This is a genomic window from Streptomyces sp. KR55, from assembly GCF_052245645.1.
Classification (GTDB): domain Bacteria; phylum Actinomycetota; class Actinomycetes; order Streptomycetales; family Streptomycetaceae; genus Streptomyces; species Streptomyces flavusporus.
This window is the reverse complement of record NZ_JBQQCE010000075.1, coordinates 1-16,668: the sequence shown is the minus strand read 5'-3', so window position 1 is coordinate 16,668 and position 16,668 is coordinate 1. Positions and strand designations below refer to the sequence as shown.

General features: G+C 71.6%; 16 protein-coding genes and 1 pseudogene. 8 read left to right on the top strand and 9 right to left on the bottom strand.

The window, feature by feature from the left end; genetic code table 11:
* Positions 1 to 59: 59 nt before the first annotated feature.
* Genes gnd through ACTWQJ_RS13855 form a run of 3 tightly spaced genes read left to right on the top strand, consistent with a single transcriptional unit; the run spans position 60 to position 3,059 of the window.
* Positions 60 to 944, top strand: coding sequence for a phosphogluconate dehydrogenase (NAD(+)-dependent, decarboxylating) (gene gnd, locus ACTWQJ_RS13865; protein ID WP_443306936.1), 885 nt, complete (start codon positions 60 to 62; stop codon positions 942 to 944).
* A 7-nt stretch (positions 945 to 951) separates the two neighbouring features.
* Entirely contained in the window at positions 952 to 1,539 is a 588-nt protein-coding gene (locus ACTWQJ_RS13860) for a histidine phosphatase family protein (protein WP_443306935.1), read from the top strand.
* A 56-nt stretch (positions 1,540 to 1,595) separates the two neighbouring features.
* Positions 1,596 to 3,059 (top strand): membrane-associated oxidoreductase, encoded by a 1,464-nt coding sequence (locus ACTWQJ_RS13855; RefSeq protein ID WP_443306934.1) that lies wholly within the window; start codon positions 1,596 to 1,598, stop codon positions 3,057 to 3,059.
* Here ACTWQJ_RS13855 and ACTWQJ_RS13850 read toward each other — a convergent pair.
* Both ACTWQJ_RS13850 and ACTWQJ_RS13845 read right to left on the bottom strand, forming a co-directional pair.
* Positions 3,046 to 4,836 (bottom strand): bifunctional sugar phosphate isomerase/epimerase/4-hydroxyphenylpyruvate dioxygenase family protein, encoded by a 1,791-nt coding sequence (locus ACTWQJ_RS13850; protein WP_443306933.1) that lies wholly within the window; start codon positions 4,834 to 4,836, stop codon positions 3,046 to 3,048. The two genes, ACTWQJ_RS13855 and ACTWQJ_RS13850, sit on opposite strands and share 14 nt — an antisense overlap.
* A 14-nt stretch (positions 4,837 to 4,850) precedes the next feature.
* The gene (locus ACTWQJ_RS13845; RefSeq protein ID WP_443306932.1) at positions 4,851 to 5,726 is read right to left on the bottom strand and encodes a shikimate dehydrogenase; all 876 of its coding nucleotides are present in this window, start codon (positions 5,724 to 5,726) and stop codon (positions 4,851 to 4,853) included.
* A gap of 148 nt (positions 5,727 to 5,874) precedes the next feature.
* Between ACTWQJ_RS13845 and ACTWQJ_RS13840 the strand changes: the two genes are divergently transcribed.
* Together ACTWQJ_RS13840 and ACTWQJ_RS13835 are read left to right on the top strand one after the other, a co-directional pair.
* Complete coding sequence (locus ACTWQJ_RS13840; RefSeq protein ID WP_443306931.1) at positions 5,875 to 6,540, top strand: TetR family transcriptional regulator; 666 nt, start codon at positions 5,875 to 5,877, stop codon at positions 6,538 to 6,540.
* A 164-nt stretch (positions 6,541 to 6,704) separates the two neighbouring features.
* Positions 6,705 to 8,051 (top strand): MFS transporter, encoded by a 1,347-nt coding sequence (locus tag ACTWQJ_RS13835; RefSeq protein WP_443306930.1) that lies wholly within the window; start codon positions 6,705 to 6,707, stop codon positions 8,049 to 8,051.
* 89 nt (positions 8,052 to 8,140) lie between these two features.
* Here ACTWQJ_RS13835 and ACTWQJ_RS13830 read toward each other — a convergent pair whose 3' ends face one another.
* A complete protein-coding gene (locus tag ACTWQJ_RS13830; RefSeq protein ID WP_443306929.1) occupies positions 8,141 to 8,566 on the bottom strand; it encodes a PPOX class F420-dependent oxidoreductase in 426 nt (141 codons plus the stop codon).
* A gap of 78 nt (positions 8,567 to 8,644) precedes the next feature.
* Between ACTWQJ_RS13830 and ACTWQJ_RS13825 the strand changes: the two genes are divergently transcribed.
* Both ACTWQJ_RS13825 and ACTWQJ_RS13820 read left to right on the top strand, forming a co-directional pair.
* The gene (locus tag ACTWQJ_RS13825) at positions 8,645 to 9,220 is read left to right on the top strand and encodes a TetR/AcrR family transcriptional regulator (RefSeq protein ID WP_443306928.1); all 576 of its coding nucleotides are present in this window, start codon (positions 8,645 to 8,647) and stop codon (positions 9,218 to 9,220) included.
* Between the two features lie 240 nt (positions 9,221 to 9,460).
* On the top strand, positions 9,461 to 10,693 hold the full coding sequence (locus ACTWQJ_RS13820) for a serine hydrolase domain-containing protein (RefSeq protein WP_443306927.1): 1,233 nt from the start codon (positions 9,461 to 9,463) through the stop codon (positions 10,691 to 10,693).
* A gap of 86 nt (positions 10,694 to 10,779) precedes the next feature.
* Here ACTWQJ_RS13820 and ribA read toward each other — a convergent pair whose 3' ends face one another.
* Positions 10,780 to 11,439, bottom strand: coding sequence for a GTP cyclohydrolase II (ribA, locus tag ACTWQJ_RS13815; RefSeq protein ID WP_443306926.1), 660 nt, complete (start codon positions 11,437 to 11,439; stop codon positions 10,780 to 10,782).
* A gap of 41 nt (positions 11,440 to 11,480) precedes the next feature.
* On the opposite strand from ribA, the pseudogene ACTWQJ_RS13810 reads away from it, so the two are divergent.
* Positions 11,481 to 12,227: pseudogene (locus tag ACTWQJ_RS13810) on the top strand (creatininase family protein); the annotation flags it as partial.
* Here the strand turns inward: ACTWQJ_RS13810 and ACTWQJ_RS13805 are convergent.
* From ACTWQJ_RS13805 to ACTWQJ_RS13785, 5 genes are all read right to left on the bottom strand, one after another.
* Positions 12,113 to 13,333, bottom strand: a complete 1,221-nt coding sequence (locus tag ACTWQJ_RS13805; RefSeq protein WP_443306925.1) for a lysylphosphatidylglycerol synthase transmembrane domain-containing protein — start codon at positions 13,331 to 13,333, stop codon at positions 12,113 to 12,115. The pseudogene ACTWQJ_RS13810 and the gene ACTWQJ_RS13805 overlap by 115 nt on opposite strands.
* A complete protein-coding gene (locus ACTWQJ_RS13800; protein WP_443306924.1) occupies positions 13,330 to 14,397 on the bottom strand; it encodes a trans-aconitate methyltransferase in 1,068 nt (355 codons plus the stop codon). Before ACTWQJ_RS13800 ends, ACTWQJ_RS13805 begins: the two co-directional genes overlap by 4 nt.
* Positions 14,394 to 15,560 carry a glycosyltransferase family 4 protein gene (locus tag ACTWQJ_RS13795; protein WP_443306943.1) on the bottom strand — a complete coding sequence of 389 codons (1,167 nt, stop codon included), beginning with the start codon at positions 15,558 to 15,560 and terminating at the stop codon, positions 14,394 to 14,396. Before ACTWQJ_RS13795 ends, ACTWQJ_RS13800 begins: the two co-directional genes overlap by 4 nt.
* An 11-nt stretch (positions 15,561 to 15,571) precedes the next feature.
* Positions 15,572 to 15,970, bottom strand: a complete 399-nt coding sequence (locus ACTWQJ_RS13790) for a 6-pyruvoyl trahydropterin synthase family protein (protein ID WP_443306923.1) — start codon at positions 15,968 to 15,970, stop codon at positions 15,572 to 15,574.
* Between the two features lie 89 nt (positions 15,971 to 16,059).
* A partial coding sequence (locus ACTWQJ_RS13785; protein ID WP_443306922.1) for a zinc-dependent alcohol dehydrogenase occupies positions 16,060 to 16,668 on the bottom strand: 609 nt, incomplete at its 5' end.

Below are 16,668 nucleotides of genomic sequence, written 5' to 3'. Positions count from 1 at the left end.
GCGTGATTGATCGTCACGCTGAGCTCCGTAACTTACACCACACGAATGGACTACGCAAAGTGACTGTCATGCAACTGGGCCTCATCGGTCTAGGCAAGATGGGCGGCAACATGCGCGAGCGGATCCGCCGCGCCGGCCACACCGTCATCGGCTACGACCGCAATCCCGACGTCTCCGACGTCAAGAGCCTCGAAGAACTGGTCCAACAGCTCGACGCGCCGCGCACGGTCTGGGTGATGGTCCCGGCCGGCACCGCCACCCAGACCGTCATCGACGAACTCAAGGACCTGCTGTCCCCGGGCGACACGGTGGTCGACGGCGGCAACTCCCGTTGGACGGACGACGAGAAGCACGCCGCCGAACTCGGCATCAAGGGCATCGGCTTCGTCGACGCGGGCGTCTCCGGCGGCGTGTGGGGCCTGGAGAACGGCTACGCCCTGATGGTCGGCGGCGACAAGGAGCACGTGGAGCGGCTGAAGCCGATCTTCGAGGCGCTCAAGCCGGAGGGCCCCTACGGCTATGTCCACGCCGGCCGGGTCGGCGCCGGGCACTTCTCGAAGATGGTCCACAACGGCATCGAGTACGCCATGATGCAGGCCTACGCGGAGGGCTGGGAACTGCTGGAGAAGGTCAACTCGGTGGACAACGTCCGCGAGGTGTTCCGCTCCTGGCAGGAGGGCACGGTCATCCGCTCCTGGCTGCTCGACCTCGCGGTGAACGCCCTCGACGAGGACGAGCACCTGCACAAGCTGCGCGGGTACGCCGAGGACTCCGGCGAGGGCCGGTGGACGGTGGAGGCGGCGATCGACAACGCCGTGCCGCTGCCCGCGATCACGGCGTCGCTGTTCGCGCGGTTCGCCTCCCGGCAGGACGACTCCCCGCAGATGAAGATGATCGCGGCCCTGCGCAACCAGTTCGGCGGGCACGCCGTCGAGTCGAAGTAGGTCGGCCGTGGGGGATCTCCTGCTGGTCCGCCACGGTGAGACGGAGTGGAGCGTCACGGGACAGCACACCAGCTGGACCGACCTGCCCCTCACCGGGCACGGCGAGGAACAGGCCAAGTCCCTCGCTCCCTCCCTCTCCGGCCGGACCTTCGCTCTCGCGCTCACCAGCCCGCTGGCCCGCGCGATACGCACCGCCGAACTGGCGGGCCTGACCGGGGCCGTACCCGACCCGGACCTGCATGAGTGGGACTACGGCGGCTACGAGGGTGTCACCACCCGCGAGATCCGCCGCACCCGTCCCGACTGGTACCTGTGGACGGACGGCGTGCCGCCCGGCCCCGAGGGGCATCCGGGCGAGTCCCCGGCCGAGGTGGGCGCCCGTGCCGACCGTGTCCTGTCCCGGGTCGGCGACGCGCTCGCCGAGGGCGACGTGGTCCTCGTGGCCCACGCCCATTTCCTGCGCGTCCTGGCGGCCCGCCGGCTCGGGCTGCCGCCCGGGGACGGGCGGCTGTTCCAGCTGGCGACGGGGACGGTGAGCCGGCTGTCGACGGAGCACGGGCGGCCGGTCGTCGCGGAGTGGAACACCAGGCCTTAGGGCCTGTCCGGCGCTGTGTTGACACCCGTGGTTCGGTCGGGTCAGAGTCGCCGACGATGGAGATCAACGATCTGACGGCGGCCGAACTACGGGTGTGGCGGGCCTTTCCGCGCGGGGAGTCCGTGGACTTCCGCACCGTCGACGACGAGGACCCGGCGGCGGGGGCAGGCTGGGGATCCGAACGCACCGTACGCGCGGCCGTGTTGAGGTCGCTGCTCCTCAACGGACCGCAGGAGGATGGCGAGACAGCCTCGCTCAGTCTGGCGGGCGCCCGCGTGACGGGGATGCTCGACCTGCAGTACGCGACGATCGACCACCCCGTCCGGCTGCGGCACTGTTACTTCGACGAGGTGCCGCGTTTCTACGGCTGCCGGCTGCGTGAGCTCAACCTGAGCGAGTCCGTCCTGCCGGGGCTGACCTCCCACGCCGTGCACGTGGAGGGTGTCCTGCGGATGACGCGCGCCCGGTTCCGGGGGGTGGTGCGGCTCGGCGGGGCCCAGATCGCCGGGAGCCTGTACATGGAGGGCGCGGAGATCAGCGCGCCGGACGCCCAGGAACCGGTGCTCCAGCTCAACCAGGTGACCGTGGGCGACGACCTGTGGGTCCCCGGGCTGCGCGTCCACGGGCAGATCAGGCTCAACGGCGCCGACGTCGGCGGGTCGGTCAACCTCAACGAGGCACAGCTCAGCCATCTCGGACACGGCGCGCTCGACGCGGAGACGCTCAGTGTGGGAGGCCACTTCCTGGTGCGGCACGCGCGCGTGCAGGGGTGGATCGGTCTGCGCGGCGCCCGGATCGCGGGCCGGCTCGACCTGGCGTACTCACACCTGTCGAACCCCGGCGAGGCGGTGCTGCGGGCGAGCAGCAGCACGATCGGCGAACTCTGGCTGCGCAAGGGGCCGCCCATGGAAGGCACGCTCAATCTGCGGCGTGCCCAGATCGAAGTCCTGTTCCTGGAGCCGGAGATGCTGCCGGACCGTGTCCTCCTCAACAGCCTCACCTACACCTCCCTCACCCCGCACGAGCCCGCCGAGCGCCGCCTGCCCATGCTGGAGCGCGACGGCGACGGCTATGTCCCGCACGCCTACGAGCAGTTGACCGCCGCCTATCAGCGCATCGGCGACGACCACGCGGCCCGGCTGGTCCAGCTCGCCAAACAGCGCCGGCATCGCGGCACTCTCCCCTGGTTCGGCCGCCTGTGGGGCCACGTCCAGGACGCCACCGTCGGCTACGGCTTCCGTCCGCTGCGCGCGGCCGGCTGGCTGCTGTCGCTGCTCGCGGTCGGCTCCGTCGCCTTCGCCCTGCACCATCCCCAGCCGCTGAAGGCCGACGAGGCCCCGCCTTTCAACCCGGTGTTCTACACGCTGGACCTGCTGCTGCCGGTGATCTCCTTCGGCCAGGAGCCCGCGTTCGCCCCCAGGAGCTGGTACCAGGCGCTGGCCTACCTCCTCGTCCTCACCGGCTGGATCCTGGCGACGACGGTCGCGGCGGGTCTGACCCGGACCATCAGCCGCCAGTGACCGCCTTCATCGCGTGCTGGGCGGCCAGGCGCACCGGAGCGTTCTGGGCGCCGTAGCCGCGGTAGCCGTCGTCGCGCTGGACCAGCTCGAAGAAGACGCGGCCCACGGTCTGTGTGTAGCAGTGGCGGAAGACGCCGTACGCGTCGCGGTCGTAGAGGATGCCGAGGTCGCGGTGCGTCGTCAGCTCCTCGTCGGTGAGGTCGTAGCGGGCCGCGAGGTCGTCGTGGTAGTTCGCGGGGACGGGCAGCAGACGGCCGCCCGCCTCGCGGAAGCGGCGGGCCGCGGCGATCACGTCGTCGGTGGCGAGGGCGATGTGCTGGGCGCGGACGGTGTCGTCGGTGGGCGCGGCGCCGACGGTGAGGGCGATGCGGACGCTGCCGTCGGCGTTGGTGACGGCGCGGCTGCGCAGCAGGCCGTAGGGGTCGGCGACGTCGACGCTCTCCTGGGCGTGCAGTCCGAGGACGCTGCGGTGGAAGAGGGTCGCCTCGTCGAAGTGGTGCCAGGGCTGGGTGAGGGCGAGGTGGTCGATGCGGTGGACGTCGGTGGCGGCGGGGGTGTGGGCGAGGTGCTCGAAGTCTGCGCGCCAGCGGTCGGAGCCGCAGAAGAAGAGTTCCGTGCCGTCGGGGGCGGCGACGGCGTCGAGCGGTGCGTCCTCAGGGGCGCGGCGGCGGGGCAGCACGGGGGCGAGGAGCGCCTCGGCGCGCTCGGCCGCGGCTGCCGGGTCCGGTGACTGAAGGCCGATGGCGGCGAGTTGGGTACCGCCACGGGGTACGGCCGGTCCCGTGTTGACCAGGATGCGGGCCTCGCCCTGCTGCCACAGGTCGACCGGCTTGGTGCGGTGCCGTGCGGTGCGGGCGAAGCCGAGGGCGGCGAGCAGGGCGGAGACGGGTGCGGTGTCGGGGGTGACCAGTTCCGCGAAGGCGACTCCGGTGGGGACGACGGGCTGGGGCAGGGCCGCGGCACCGACGGCTTCCTGGAGCACCAGCAGCGAGCGGTGGGCGTCCACGGCGGTCGGGCCTGCCTCGGCCTGCCGGAAGACGTCGTTGAAGACCTCGAGGGAGAGCGGGCCGGCGTAACCGGTGCGCAGGACGTGCTGGACGAGCCCGGCGACGTCGAAGCCGCCCTGGCCGGGGAAGCAGCGGTAGTGGCGGCTCCACTGCAGGACGTCCATCGCGAGCAGCGGGGCGTCGGCGAGCTGGAGGAAGAAGATCTTCTCGCCGGGGATGTCCTCGATGCCTTCGAGGTCCTTGGGTTCAGAGCCGCGGGAGAGGATGTGGAAGCTGTCGAGGCAGGTGCCGAGCGCGGGATGGCCGGCCGCGTCGACGATGCGCCAGGCGTGGTCGTAGGTGTTGACATGGCGGCCCCAGGCGAGCGCCTCGTAGGCGACGCGGATGCCGAAGTCCTGGGCGAGGTCGGCGAGTTGGTGCAGCTGCTCGGCGGCGAGCGGGTCGTCGTCCACGGCGAGCGGGGAGACGCTGGAGCAGACGAGGACGGTGTCGGCGCCGAGCCTGCGCATCAGCTCGAACTTGTGCCGGGCCCGGCGCAGGTTGCGGGCGAACTCGTCAGCGGGGACGGCCTCGATGTCGCGCATCGGCTGGTACAGGTCGATGCCCAGACCGAGGTCGGCACAGCGGGCGCGGATCTCCTCGGGGGTGAGGGGGCTGGCGAGCAGGTCGTTCTCGAAGATCTCGACGCCGTCGAAGCCGGCCCGGGAGGCGGCCGTGAGCTTCTCGGTGAGGGATCCGCTGAGGGAGACGGTGGCGATGGACGTACGCATGGCGGTACCTCTCTCTACCTGGGAGTTCCCACGACGCCGGCCAGCTCGGCGATGTCCGCGAGCATCCGGGCACTGTCGGGTTCGCGCCCGGTGAACAGCCGGAAGGCGTCCGCGGCCTGGAAGACGGCCATGCCGCCGCCGTCGAGGGTGGCGCAGCCCAGCGCGCGGGCGGTGCGCAGCAGTTCGGTCTCCAGCGGGCGGTAGACCACCTCGGCGATCCACAGGCCGGGGTGCAGCAGGCCGGCGGGGAGGGGCAGGCCGGGGTGGGCGGCCATGCCGGTGGGGGTGGCGTGGACGATGCCGTCGGCGCGCTCCAGCAGGCCGGCCAGCTCCTCGGGGGCCGCCGTGACCGCCCGGCCGCTGCCGAAGTGCCGGTTCAGGGAGCCGGCGAGGGCTGCGGCCCGCTCGGGCAGGGCGTCGACGACGGTGACCTGCCCGGCGCCGAGGGTGAGCGTGGCGTGCGCGACGGCCGCGCCCGCGCCTCCTGCGCCGAGCTGTACGACCCGCTCCATCGGGGCGTCGGGCAGTCCCCGGGCGAAGGAGGCCGCGAAGCCGGTGACGTCGGTGTTGTGGCCGATGGCGCGGCCGTCCTCGAAGACGACGGTGTTGACCGCGCCCAGCGCCTCGGCCTGCGGGGCGAGCGCGTCCAGGTGGTCGATGACGAGCTGCTTGCACGGGTGGGTGATGTTCAACCCGTCGAAGCCGAGGTCGCGGGCGGCCCGCAGCAGTTCGCCGACCGCCTCGGGCGGCACGCCGAGGGTGTCGATGTCGATCAGCCGGTACAGGTAGCGCAGGCCCTGACGGTCGGCCTCCCGCTCGTGCAGGCCCGGACTGAGGGATGGTCCTATACCGGAACCGATCAGTCCGACGAGATACGAGTCCTTGGCCACCGAGGACCTCCTGTGCACCTGGAGCAGTAATGTACGAACTAGTACGTTAGTCATAGCAGGCAGTCCTCGGACAGGGGAAGACTTCCGGACCGACTTCCGACGGCGAGCTCTACAATCTCGGCACCTGCCCATCGCCCGAAGGAACCCGATGACCAGCGTCGACGAAACGGCACGACCAGGCGGGCGCATCCGTGACGCCGCCCGCACCAAGGCCGAGATCCTCGACGTCGCCACCCAGGAGTTCGCCCGGGCCGGCTACGACGGCGCCCGGGTCGACGAGATCGCCGCCCGCACCCGCACCACCAAGCGGATGATCTACTACTACTTCGGCGGCAAGGAGCAGCTCTTCACGGCCGTCCTGGAGCGGGCGTACGGCGTGATCCGCGAGGCCGAGCAGGAGTTGGACGTCGAGCACCTCGACCCGGTCGCGGCCATCCGGCGCCTGGTGGAGTTGACCTTCGACCACCACGAGGCACACCCCGACTTCATCCGCCTGGTCAGCATCGAGAACATCCACGGCGCCGAGCACATCGCCGCCTCCGAGAAGCTCGGCAGGATCGGCTCACCGGCGCTGGACGTGATCCGCCGCATCCTGGCGTCGGGACAGGAATCCGGCCTGTTCACGGCCGACGTCGACGCCGTCGACCTGCACGCGATGATCAGCTCGTTCTGCTTCTTCCGGGTGTCCAACCGGGCCACCTTCGGCGCTCTGTTCGGCCGCGACCTGGTCGACCCCGCACAGCGCGAGCACTACCGGACCATGCTCGGCGACATGGTGATCGCCTACCTGACGGCGGAGCGCGCGACCGACTGAACGCCGCACGGTACAACCCCTTGACAGCAGGGAAACGCGGGCGCAACATCCCTACCCACCGGGACTAACTATCCAGTGGGTTAATTAGCCGAAGATCCGGCCCTTCTCCCCGCCGCTCACTCCCTCTACGTTCTCTGCGTTGGAGTTCCCTCAAAGGAGCCGCCGTGTCCGTCCCCGCCCCCGCCGCCCCGCCCGGGCAGCCGAAGAAGGCCGCGACAGCGGCCTGGATCGGCAGCGCCCTGGAGTACTACGACTTCTTCATCTACGGCAGCGCGGCCGCCCTGATCTTCCCCGAGATCTTCTTCGACGAGTCCGACCCGGCCACGGCCACCCTGCTGTCGCTGGCCACCTTCGGCGTCGCCTACGCCGCCCGGCCCGTCGGCGCCCTCTTCCTCGGACACTTCGGCGACCGGGTGGGCCGTAAGAAGATCATGGTCTTCACGCTGATGCTGATGGGCATCTCCACGTTCCTCATCGGCTGTCTGCCCACGCGCGCCCAGGTGGGGACCCTCGCACCCGTCCTGCTGGTCCTCTGCCGCGTGCTGCAGGGCATATCGGCGGCCGGCGAGCAGGCCAGTGCCAATTCCATGACGCTGGAACACGCGCCACCGAACCGGCGCGGCTTCTTCACCAGCTTCACCCTCAGCGGCACCCAGGGCGGCCAGCTGCTGGCCACCCTTGTCTTCATCCCGGTCGCCGCGCTCCCCGAGGAGCATCTGATGTCCTGGGGCTGGCGCGTGCCGTTCTGGCTGAGCGTCGCCGTCGCGGTCGTCGGCTACGTCATCCGCCGCAAGCTGGACGAGACCCCGGCGTTCGAGCAGCAGACCGCCACCGAGGGCGTCGTGAAGCTGCCGCTTGCAGTGCTGCTGCGCGAACACTGGGCGGACGTGCTCCGGGTGATCGCGGGCGCCCTGGTCGCCTCCGTCAGCACGATCTTCACGGTCTGGGCGCTGTCGTACGCCACCAGCGACTCGGTCGGCATGAGCCGCTCCTCCATGCTGTGGGTGGGCGCCCTCGCCAACGTCGTCGCACTCGCCGCGATCCCGCTGTGGGCCACGCTGTCCGACCGTATCGGCCGCCGCCCGGTGTACCTGGTCGGCGCCGTCGGCAGCGCGATCACGATGTTCCTCTACCTCTGGGCGATCTCCACCGGCTCCTACCCGCTGACCCTGCTGCTGGGCATCGTCGCCTTCGGTGTCGTCTACAGCGCCGCGAACGGCGTGTGGCCCTCCTTCTACGGCGAGATGTTCTCCACCCGGGTGCGCCTGTCCGGCATGGCGATCGGCACGCAGATCGGCTTCGCGGTCGCCGGTTTCGCGGTCACCTTCGCCGCGCAGATCGCCGGCCCCGACGGCGACGACTGGTCCTCCGTGGCCCTGTTCACCGCGGCCCTGTGCATCCCGCCGGTGATCGCCGCACTCTCCGCCCGCGAGACCCACAAGGTGCCCACGGAGCACCTCGGCGTGCCGGCCCCCCGTGAGGCCGCACAGCCGGAGACGGTGACGGCCTGACCCACATGCCCGGGCCCCCGGATGCCGTCACGGCTCCGGGGGCTCGGGCATTCACCTGCTCGGCTCCCCAGGGCGCCCCATCCAGAGGCCTAGCCCCGCGGAGTGCCGTACGCCCTCTCCACCCGTAGCCGCACCACCAGTCGACCGTCGCGGATCATCGCGGCGCGGTAGTCGTCCCAGTCGGGATGTTCGCCCCCGATGTCCCGATAGAGGCGGACGAGCTCCTCGACCGTGTCGTCGTACGGCTCTGCGGCCACCGGCGAGAGGTCGGCGGTACCGTCGACGACCGTGTAGGCCCACCGGTCGGCGGTGGTCACGTGGTACGACGCCCGGGGGTCGCGGCGCAGATTGCGGGCCTTGGCGCGGTCGTCGGTGACCGAGATCCGGATGGTCCGCTCCTCCGGATAGTAGGCGTGCATGACGTTCGACAGCTGGGGGCGGCCGTCGCGTCGGAGGGTCACCAGCACCCCGCTGTGGCCATCGGAGAGCAGCTTCAGCAGCGCGTCCTCACTCATGACTCGGTCAACCGCCCGGAACGGCCTCACATTCCCAATGACTAGACAGTGTCTACGCCGTACTGGTAGACACTGTCTATGACCGAACCCGAAAGCAGCACCCTGCGTACCCGCCTGGTCGACGTCGGCGTCGAACTGGTCGCCACCGAAGGCGTGGACGCGCTGACCCTGCGCGAGATCGCCCGTCGGGCCGGTGTCTCGCACGGCGCCCCTCGCCGCTACTTCCCCACCCACCTGGAGCTGCTGTCGGCCATCGCACGCCGCGGCTTCGCCCAGCTGACGGACCGGGCGGCAGCGGTGACCGACCCCGACCCGCGCACGCACCTGGCACGACTGGCCCGGACGTACCTGGAGTTCGCCTTCGACAACCCCGGCATGTACGAGCTGATGTTCCGTCACGATCTACTGGAAAGCGGTCACTTGGGCCTCCGTGACACCAGCCTGCCGCTGTTCGGTGTCCTGGTGGACCTGGTCGGCCGGGTCCGCCCCGACGCCGATGCCCGGGCCGTCGCGGGCGCGCTGTGGGCGCAGCTGCACGGCATCGCCCAGCTGTGGAGCTGGGGCAGCCTCCAACTCGCCACCGGCGCCGACGACTTCCAGCCCCTGCTGCACACCGCCCTCGACGCCCACCTCGGCCCCGTGGGCGAGCGGTGAACCGTCCGCTCACGCCGGCGAGCAGCGTGGCCGGGGCCGCGCTCGTCGCCTTCGACGGCACGGCACCGCGGCCGGGGCCGTGGCGGCTCTGGCGCTGCCGGGCCGGGCGACGAGGAGTGCGCAAGTCAGGTGCATCGCGGCCGTCCGGCGGACCGTTTGCGGATTGGTGCGCGACGATGAGGTCTGAGGGCGCGTGGGCCGGGTATGTCCGATCGCACTCGACGGAACCGGAGGAGAGCGATGGCACAGTTGCGGCAAGAGGTCGACCCGAGCGAGGTCGGGCTGGACGCCAAGGCGCTGGACCGCCTCGACCAGCACTTCGCCCACTACGTCGACGAGGGTCGGCTGCCCGGCTTCCTTGTCTGCGTGGCCCGCGGTGGCCGGGTCGCCCACCTCACGACACACGGCCGCCGCGACATCGCCGCCGGACTCCCCGTCGAGCCCGACACGCTGTGGCGGATCTATTCCATGACCAAGCCGGTCACCGCGGTCGCCGCGCTGCTGCTGGTGGAGGAGGGGCGGCTGTCGCTGGACGACCCGGTCGCCCGTCACCTCCCCGCCTTCGCCGACGCGCGGGTGTACGAGAGCGGCTCCGGTACAGAGACCAGAACTCGCCCCGCCGCCGGGCCGATACTCGTCCGGCATCTGATGACCCACACCTCGGGCCTGACCTTCGGCTTCTACCACACCCACCCCGTCGACGCCCTCTACCGCGAGGCCGGTCTGGAGTCATCGGTGCCGCCGGGCGCGAACCTCGCCGAGACGATCGAGGTGTACGCGAGGCTGCCGCTGCAGTTCGAACCGGGCACGCAGTGGAACTACTCGGTGGCCAGCAACGTCCTCGGCCGGGTCATCGAGGTGGTGTCCGGGCAGCCGCTGGACGTGTTCTTCGCCGAGCGGATCTTCCGCCCGCTGGGGATGCCGGACGCCGGTTTCGAGGTCACCGGCGAACAGGCGGGCCGGCTGGCCGAGTTGTACGGGGAGAAGGAGGACGGCACCGGAATCGAGCCGATCCCCGGACTGCCGCTGCACGGACGGCCGCGGTTCCTGTCGGGCAGCGGCGGCATGGTGGCCGGCGCCTACGACGTGCACCGTTTCACGGAGCTGCTGCGCCGCCGCGGTGAGCTCGACGGCACCCGGCTCCTCGCGCCCGAGACCGTGGACCTGATGACCACCAACCACCTCCCCGGCGGTGCCGACCTGCGCGCCTTCGGCAGCCGCCCGGCCCATGACGAGCCCGGCAACGACGGGGTCGGCTTCGGCTTCGGCGTGTCCGTGGTGATCGAGCCCGACCGTACGATCGCGCCCGCCGGGCTCGGCACGTACGGCTGGAGCGGCGTGGCGACCACGACGTTCTGGGTCGACCCGACCCGCGACCTGACCGTGCAGTTTCTGACGCAGGTGCGCCCGCGCACCTCGCACACGATGTTCCGGGACCTCAAGCAGCTGATCCACGACGCGGTGACGGACTGACCGTTTCAGCACGTGAGCGGCCCCCGGCGGGTCGCCCCGGCCCGGACGCCGGGGCGGTCTCCCGTCAGGACGCGTGCCGCGCCGGCTCAGGACCAGTGCGCCACCGCGTCCAGGTGCGGCAGATGATGGTCCAGTCGCTCCCGCTTCGTCCGCAGATACGTGATGTTGTTCTCGCACGGCGGGATCAGCAGCGGAACCTCCTCGGCGACCTGGATGCCGTGCCGCAGCAGCGCCTCCCGCTTGCGCGGGTTGTTGGACATCAGGCGCACCGAACGCACCCCCAGGTCGCGCAGGATCTCTGCGGCGACACCGTAGTCGCGGGCGTCCACCGGCAGGCCGAGGGCGAGGTTGGCCTCGACGGTGTCCAGGCCCTCCGCCTGCAGGGCCATCGCGCGCAGCTTGGCGAGCAGCCCGATACCGCGGCCCTCATGCCCTCTGAGGTAGACGACGATGCCGCGTCCCTCGGCGACGACGGCACGCAGCGCGGAGGCCAGCTGGTCGCCGCACTCGCAGTGCTGCGAGCCGAAGGCGTCCCCGGTCAGGCACTCCGAGTGCAGCCGGGTGAGGACGTCGTCGGTGCCGATGTCGCCGTAGACCAGGGCCACTTGCTCGTCACCGCGGTCGTGGTCCAGATAGCCGACCGCGCTGAATTCGCCGTACACGGTGGGCAAGGGGGCATTCACGACGCGTTCCACGCCCGTGCGCTGCGATGACTTCTTGCCGATTACGCCAAGGTTTTCTGTCATGATTCTCGAGTTCCTATGCAGAGACGAAAGGCCGGGAAAAGATGAGTGGTTCGGGAACGCGGTCGGTGACACACGGGCTGGTGCCGTCCGACACCACGGAGGACGTACGCGCGCGCGGAGCCGGTGTCTCACGACAGGTCGCCGTCCTTCCCGTCGGCAGCTTCGAGCAGCACGGTCCGTTCCTTCCGCTGGCGACCGACACGCTCGTCGCCTGCGCGATCGCCCGGGAGATCGCCGACGCGTACCCGGTGCACCTCCTCCCTCCGGTGACGGTCTCCTGCTCGCACGAGCACGCCGCCTGGCCGGGAACCGTCAGCATCTCCTCAGTGACCCTTCATGCGGTGATACGGGACATGGCGGCGTCGCTCCGCCGGTCGGGCGTCGATGCCCTGGTCCTGGTCAACGGGCACGGCGGAAACTACGTCCTGGGCAACGTCGTTCAGGAGTCCTCCGCGCGGGGCGAGACCATGGCGCTGTTCCCGGCCGCGGAGGACTGGGAGGCGGCAAGGGAGCGGGCCGGGGTGCGGACCTCGCTGCTCACCGACATGCACGCGGGGGAAATGGAGACCTCCATCCTTCTGCACACTCATCCGGAATTGGTCCGGCCCGGTTATGAGAGCGCCGATTTCGTCGCGGACGACCGGCGTCAGCTGCTCACCCTGGGCATGTCCGCCTATACCGATTCGGGCGTCATAGGCCGTCCTTCACTCGGAGCCGCGGAAAAGGGGAAGGAGCTGCTGGCGAGTCTGGCCGATTCGTTCGGCGCGTATTTCAAGGTGCTCACCTCGCCATCGGCCCCGGCGGGGGGCGAGCGCGGGTAGTCGCCGTCGGGTGTGTGGCCCGGTTCCGCGTCCGGTGCGAGGGTCGCGGAACCGGCGCGCAGGCCTGCGTACCAGCGGGCGACCAGGACGAGGGCGCCCGGCAGACTCGCCACGAAGCTCAGCACCCCGTACACGACGGCTACGGCCAGTCCGTTGCCCGCGCCCAGCCCGGCGGCGCCGAACGCCCAGGCGGTGACGCCCTCCCTCGGGCCCCATCCGCCGACGTTGAGCGGCAGGCTCATCGCCAGCAGCGCAAGCACCGCGAGCGGCAGCAGTACGGTCACGGAGGCGGACGTTCCGGCGACCCGGGCGGCCAGCAGGAACATCGCGACGTATCCGGCGAGGACGACGACGGACGAGCCGACGACGCCCGGGCCGTTGCGGCGGGACAGCAGGGCCTCACGTGCCTCGTCGAGAAGGGCACGCCGGCGGGTCGCGGACGTCCGGTTCATGCGCAGGGCCAGCACGATCGCGAGCGCGCCCAGCGCGGCGAACGCCAGCAGTACGGCGACGTGCCGGGCCCCGGCCATGACCGGGGACGGGACGGTCAGCAGGACGGCCACGCCCGCCACGGCCAGCACGGCCTGACCGGCGGTCCGTTCAAGGACCACCGAGCGCACACCGCGGCCCAGATCACCGGCGCTCCGCCCGTGCCGTACGGCACGGTGCACATCGCCGAGGACGCCGCCGGGCAGGGCGGCGTTCAGGAACAGCGCACGGTAGTAGTCGGCGACGGCCGGCCCGAACGGCAGCCGGATCCGCAGTCCCCGGGCCACCAACTGCCAACGCCAGGCGCTGAACGCGGTGGTGACCAGGCCGATCCCGACCGCCGCGACCAGCGTGAACGCATCGATCCGCCGCAGCCCGTCCAGGAAGACACCGGTGCCGAGGCGCCACAACAGGACGGCGAGGATGACGACACCGGCGATCGTGCCGAGGTGGGCCCGCAGGGCGCGCCCGCGGCGGGGGCGGTCGGACGGACGAGGGGTCACCGCGTGCCCATCGGGGACCGGCCTCGCCGTCCCGGGCCTGGGCATCCGCAGCGTGCCCGCGTGCGCCGTCCGCGCGCTCATGACGCTCCGCCCGTCGGCCGGGCCAGCGCCAGGAGGTCACTGTGGTGGACGACGACGCGCAACTCGCCCGCCGCGCAGGCGGCCAGGCGGGCCGCCAGGTACTTCTGGGCGCGCGCCGCCAGTTCCGGGCGTTGTTCGACCGCCGCGCCGACCCAGCCGCGCAGCCACTGCGCCGTGAGCTTGGACTCGTCCGGGCCGAGCTTCCACGGGCTGGGCTGCACCCGTACGGTCGCCCCGTAGTCGGCGAACGCCTCGCACGCCACCGTGACCGCGTCCGGACCGAGCAGGCCGCTGCGGCGCTGATGGGCGTTGAACGCCTCGGTGATCTCCGCGTCGAGCGGGTCGCCCGGCGTCAGGTCGACGCGGCCGACCACGGACAGTGTCAGCAGTGCCGGGCAGCCGGCCCCGGCGCAGGCGGCGGCGAGGGTGTCGACCTCCTCCCGGGTGAGGACGTCGAGCAGCGCGGACGCCGTCACCAGGGATGCGCCGGCCAGGGCGTCCGGGGTGAGGCGGGCGACGTCTCCGCGCCGCGTCTCGACGGTGACCCGGCTGCCGTCGGCGGCGGAACGCGGGGAGCCGACGGCGGCGAAGTGCAGGAGGTAGGGGTCGCGGTCGTGGAGGATCCAGTGCTGGGCGCCGTCCAGCCGGGGGGCGAGCCAACGGCCCATCGAGCCGGTGCCGCAGCCCAGGTCGTGCACGACGACCCCGTCCGCCCGTCCCGGCAGGTTGGCGAGCCGGATGCGCAAGGGGTCGAGCAGTTCCGGCGCTCGTGCGGTCGCGTCGGCGCCCTCCCGCAGCTCCAGCCACTCGGGCGCGTACCGGGGCGGCTCGTCGGGATCGGCGTCACGCAACCGCACGGTGGCCCGCTCACCGGGGCGCGACACGGGACCGGCACCGGCACTGACGGCCTCGCCGGAAGCCGGCGCAACGGGCCCGTCCTGGGGGTCGGCCTCCCCCGCGGCCGGAGTTGCCTGCGCACTCCCCCCGCTGTCCTCGCCCCGTGGTCCCGGCTGGGCCGGGATCCTCGCGGCGGCCCTCTGCGCAGCCGTCGGCGTGCTCCTCATGCTGCCCTCCGGGGTTCGTTCGGGAGCCGGCCCAGTACGCCGGCCAGGTTCTTCGCCGTGGTCGCCCAGCCGTCGAGTGCGGCACGGCGGCTGCGGGCGGCGGACTTCAGGCGGCGCCGTACGTCGGCCTCGCCGAACCAGCCGCGCAACTCGGCGGCGAGGGCCGCCGGGTCCTCCGGCGGGACGAGGATGCCGGGGACGCCGCCGTCAGGGGCGCGGCCGACCGCCTCGGGAAGGCCGCCGACGTCCGTGGCCAGCACCGGGATACCGCGCGCGAGGGCCTCCGTGACCGCCATGCCGTACGTTTCGGCGTAGGAGGCGAGGACCATGAGGTCGGCGGTGGCATAGCTGGCGTCGAGTTCGGCGCCGGCCTGGGGGCCCGCGAGGTGGATGCGGTCCTGCAGGCCGTACTTTCTGATCAGGGTGCGCAACTGCGCGACGTACTCCGGGTCCTGGCCGAGTCCGCCCACGCACACACAGCTCCATGGCAGGTCGGTCACCGTGGCGAGCGCCTCGACGAGCCGGTGCTGTCCCTTGCGCGGGGTGACCGCGGCGACGCACAGCAGTCGTGAGACGCCGTCGGTTCCGGAGGCGAGGGGCGCGATGTCGGCGCCGGGGGCGGCGACATGGACCCGGTCGGGGGCGAGGCCGTGGTGGGCGACGAGTCGGCGTGCCGCCCAGTCGCTGGTGGCGATCACTGCCCCGACGGCCCTGAGGACCGTACGTTCCCTGGCGTCCAGCTCGGCGGCCATGGCGGGCGCGAGGCCCGTCTCGTCGCCGAGGGGGAGGTGGACGAGGACGGCGATGCGCAGCCGTTCGGCCTCGGGGACGACGATCTCGGGGACGCCGCAGGCGACCAGCCCGTCGAGGAGTACGACCGAACCGTCCGGAAACTCCCCGAGTCTGCGGGCGAGTTCCGTACGAGCCTCGGCTCCCGGCCGGGGCCACGCCCCGTCGACCACCGCCTTGCGGACCTGCCAGCCGAAGCCGGGCAGGTCCAGACAGACCCGCCGGTCATAGGCGTTGCCGCCGCTCGGAGTGGCCGGGTCGTCCACGCCGCCCGGCATGACGAAGTGCACGGTACGCAGGGACATCGGGATGATCTCGCCGTTCTTCGGGGCGGCGGGCTGTGCGGGGACGAAGGCGAGGGGCGACTTCTCCATGGTCGTGTCGGTCACAGGGCACGCTCGTAACCCGCCCAGGCGACATGCGACTCGTGCAACGTGACCGTGATGCCCGCCAGTCCCTTGGCGCCCTCGCCCAGCGCACCCTTTTCGATCCGCTCGGCGAGCCGGTCGGCGATGACCTTCGCCAGGAACTCGGTGGAGGTGTTGATCCCGGCGAAGTCGGGTTCGTTGTCGAGGTTGCGGTAGTTCAGCTCGGCGACGACGGCGCCGAGTTCCCGCGTGGCCAGTCCGATGTCGACGACGATGTTGTCGTCGTCCAGCTGCTCGCGCCGGAACGTTGCGTCCACCAGGAACGTCGCTCCGTGCAGGCGCTGCGCGGGCCCGAAGACCTCGCCGCGGAAGCTGTGGGCGATCATGATGTGATCGCGGACGGTGACACTGAACAACGGACGACCCTCCAGGTGCGGGGCATGGATGCCGAGTAGTACGGCTGCTGTCCTTCCCATGTTCAGCGGCTCGTACGTCTTTTCTGAGGTCAGGCGAGGTCCTCGTACCGCACCCGGTGGCACAGCGCGGGAATCTCCCCGGAGGCGAGCCGGGGCAGCACGTCCGGGAGTTCTCCGAAGGCGCACTCCCCGGTGACGAGCGCGTCGAGGGCCGGGTCGGCGAGCAGGTCGAGGGCGAGGGCGAGCCGGTCGGCGTAGGTGCGGCTGGCGCGGCGGGCCGGGGAGACGGTGCCGACCTGGCTGCTGCGGACGGCCAGGCGCCGGGAGTGGAAGGCCTCGCCGAGCGGGAGACTCACCCGCCGGTCGCCGTACCAGCTCAGTTCGATGACCGTGCCTTCGGCGGTGAGGAGTTCCAGGGAACGGGCGAGTCCCTGCTCCGTCGCGCTGGCGTGGACGACGAGGTCGCACTCGCCGAGCGCGTCCTCGGGTGACGCGAAGTCGACGCCGAGCGCCTCGGCGACCTTGGCTCTGCCGGGGTCGGCGTCGACCAACTGGACGCGCACGCCGGGGAACCGGGCCAGCAGCGCAGCCACCGAGCAGCCGACCATGCCCCCGCCGACCACCGCGATCCGGTCGCCGACCAGGGGCGCCGCGTCCCACAGCGCGTTGACGGCGGTCTCCACGGTGCCGGCGAGCAC

Excerpts from the sequence above, each read along its gene's own strand:
- ACTWQJ_RS13855 (WP_443306934.1), top strand. The coding sequence starts at position 1,596 with ATGGAGATCAACGATCTGACGGCGGCCGAACTACGGGTGTGGCGGGCC.
- ACTWQJ_RS13850 (WP_443306933.1), bottom strand. The coding sequence starts at position 4,836 with ATGCGTACGTCCATCGCCACCGTCTCCCTCAGCGGATCCCTCACCGAG.
- ACTWQJ_RS13840 (WP_443306931.1), top strand. The coding sequence starts at position 5,875 with ATGACCAGCGTCGACGAAACGGCACGACCAGGCGGGCGCATCCGTGAC.
- ACTWQJ_RS13830 (WP_443306929.1), bottom strand. The coding sequence starts at position 8,566 with ATGAGTGAGGACGCGCTGCTGAAGCTGCTCTCCGATGGCCACAGCGGG.
- ACTWQJ_RS13825 (WP_443306928.1), top strand. The coding sequence starts at position 8,645 with ATGACCGAACCCGAAAGCAGCACCCTGCGTACCCGCCTGGTCGACGTC.
- ACTWQJ_RS13820 (WP_443306927.1), top strand. The coding sequence starts at position 9,461 with ATGGCACAGTTGCGGCAAGAGGTCGACCCGAGCGAGGTCGGGCTGGAC.
- ribA (WP_443306926.1), bottom strand. The coding sequence starts at position 11,439 with ATGACAGAAAACCTTGGCGTAATCGGCAAGAAGTCATCGCAGCGCACG.
- ACTWQJ_RS13805 (WP_443306925.1), bottom strand. The coding sequence starts at position 13,333 with ATGAGCGCGCGGACGGCGCACGCGGGCACGCTGCGGATGCCCAGGCCC.
- ACTWQJ_RS13800 (WP_443306924.1), bottom strand. The coding sequence starts at position 14,397 with ATGAGGAGCACGCCGACGGCTGCGCAGAGGGCCGCCGCGAGGATCCCG.
- ACTWQJ_RS13795 (WP_443306943.1), bottom strand. The coding sequence starts at position 15,560 with ATGGAGAAGTCGCCCCTCGCCTTCGTCCCCGCACAGCCCGCCGCCCCG.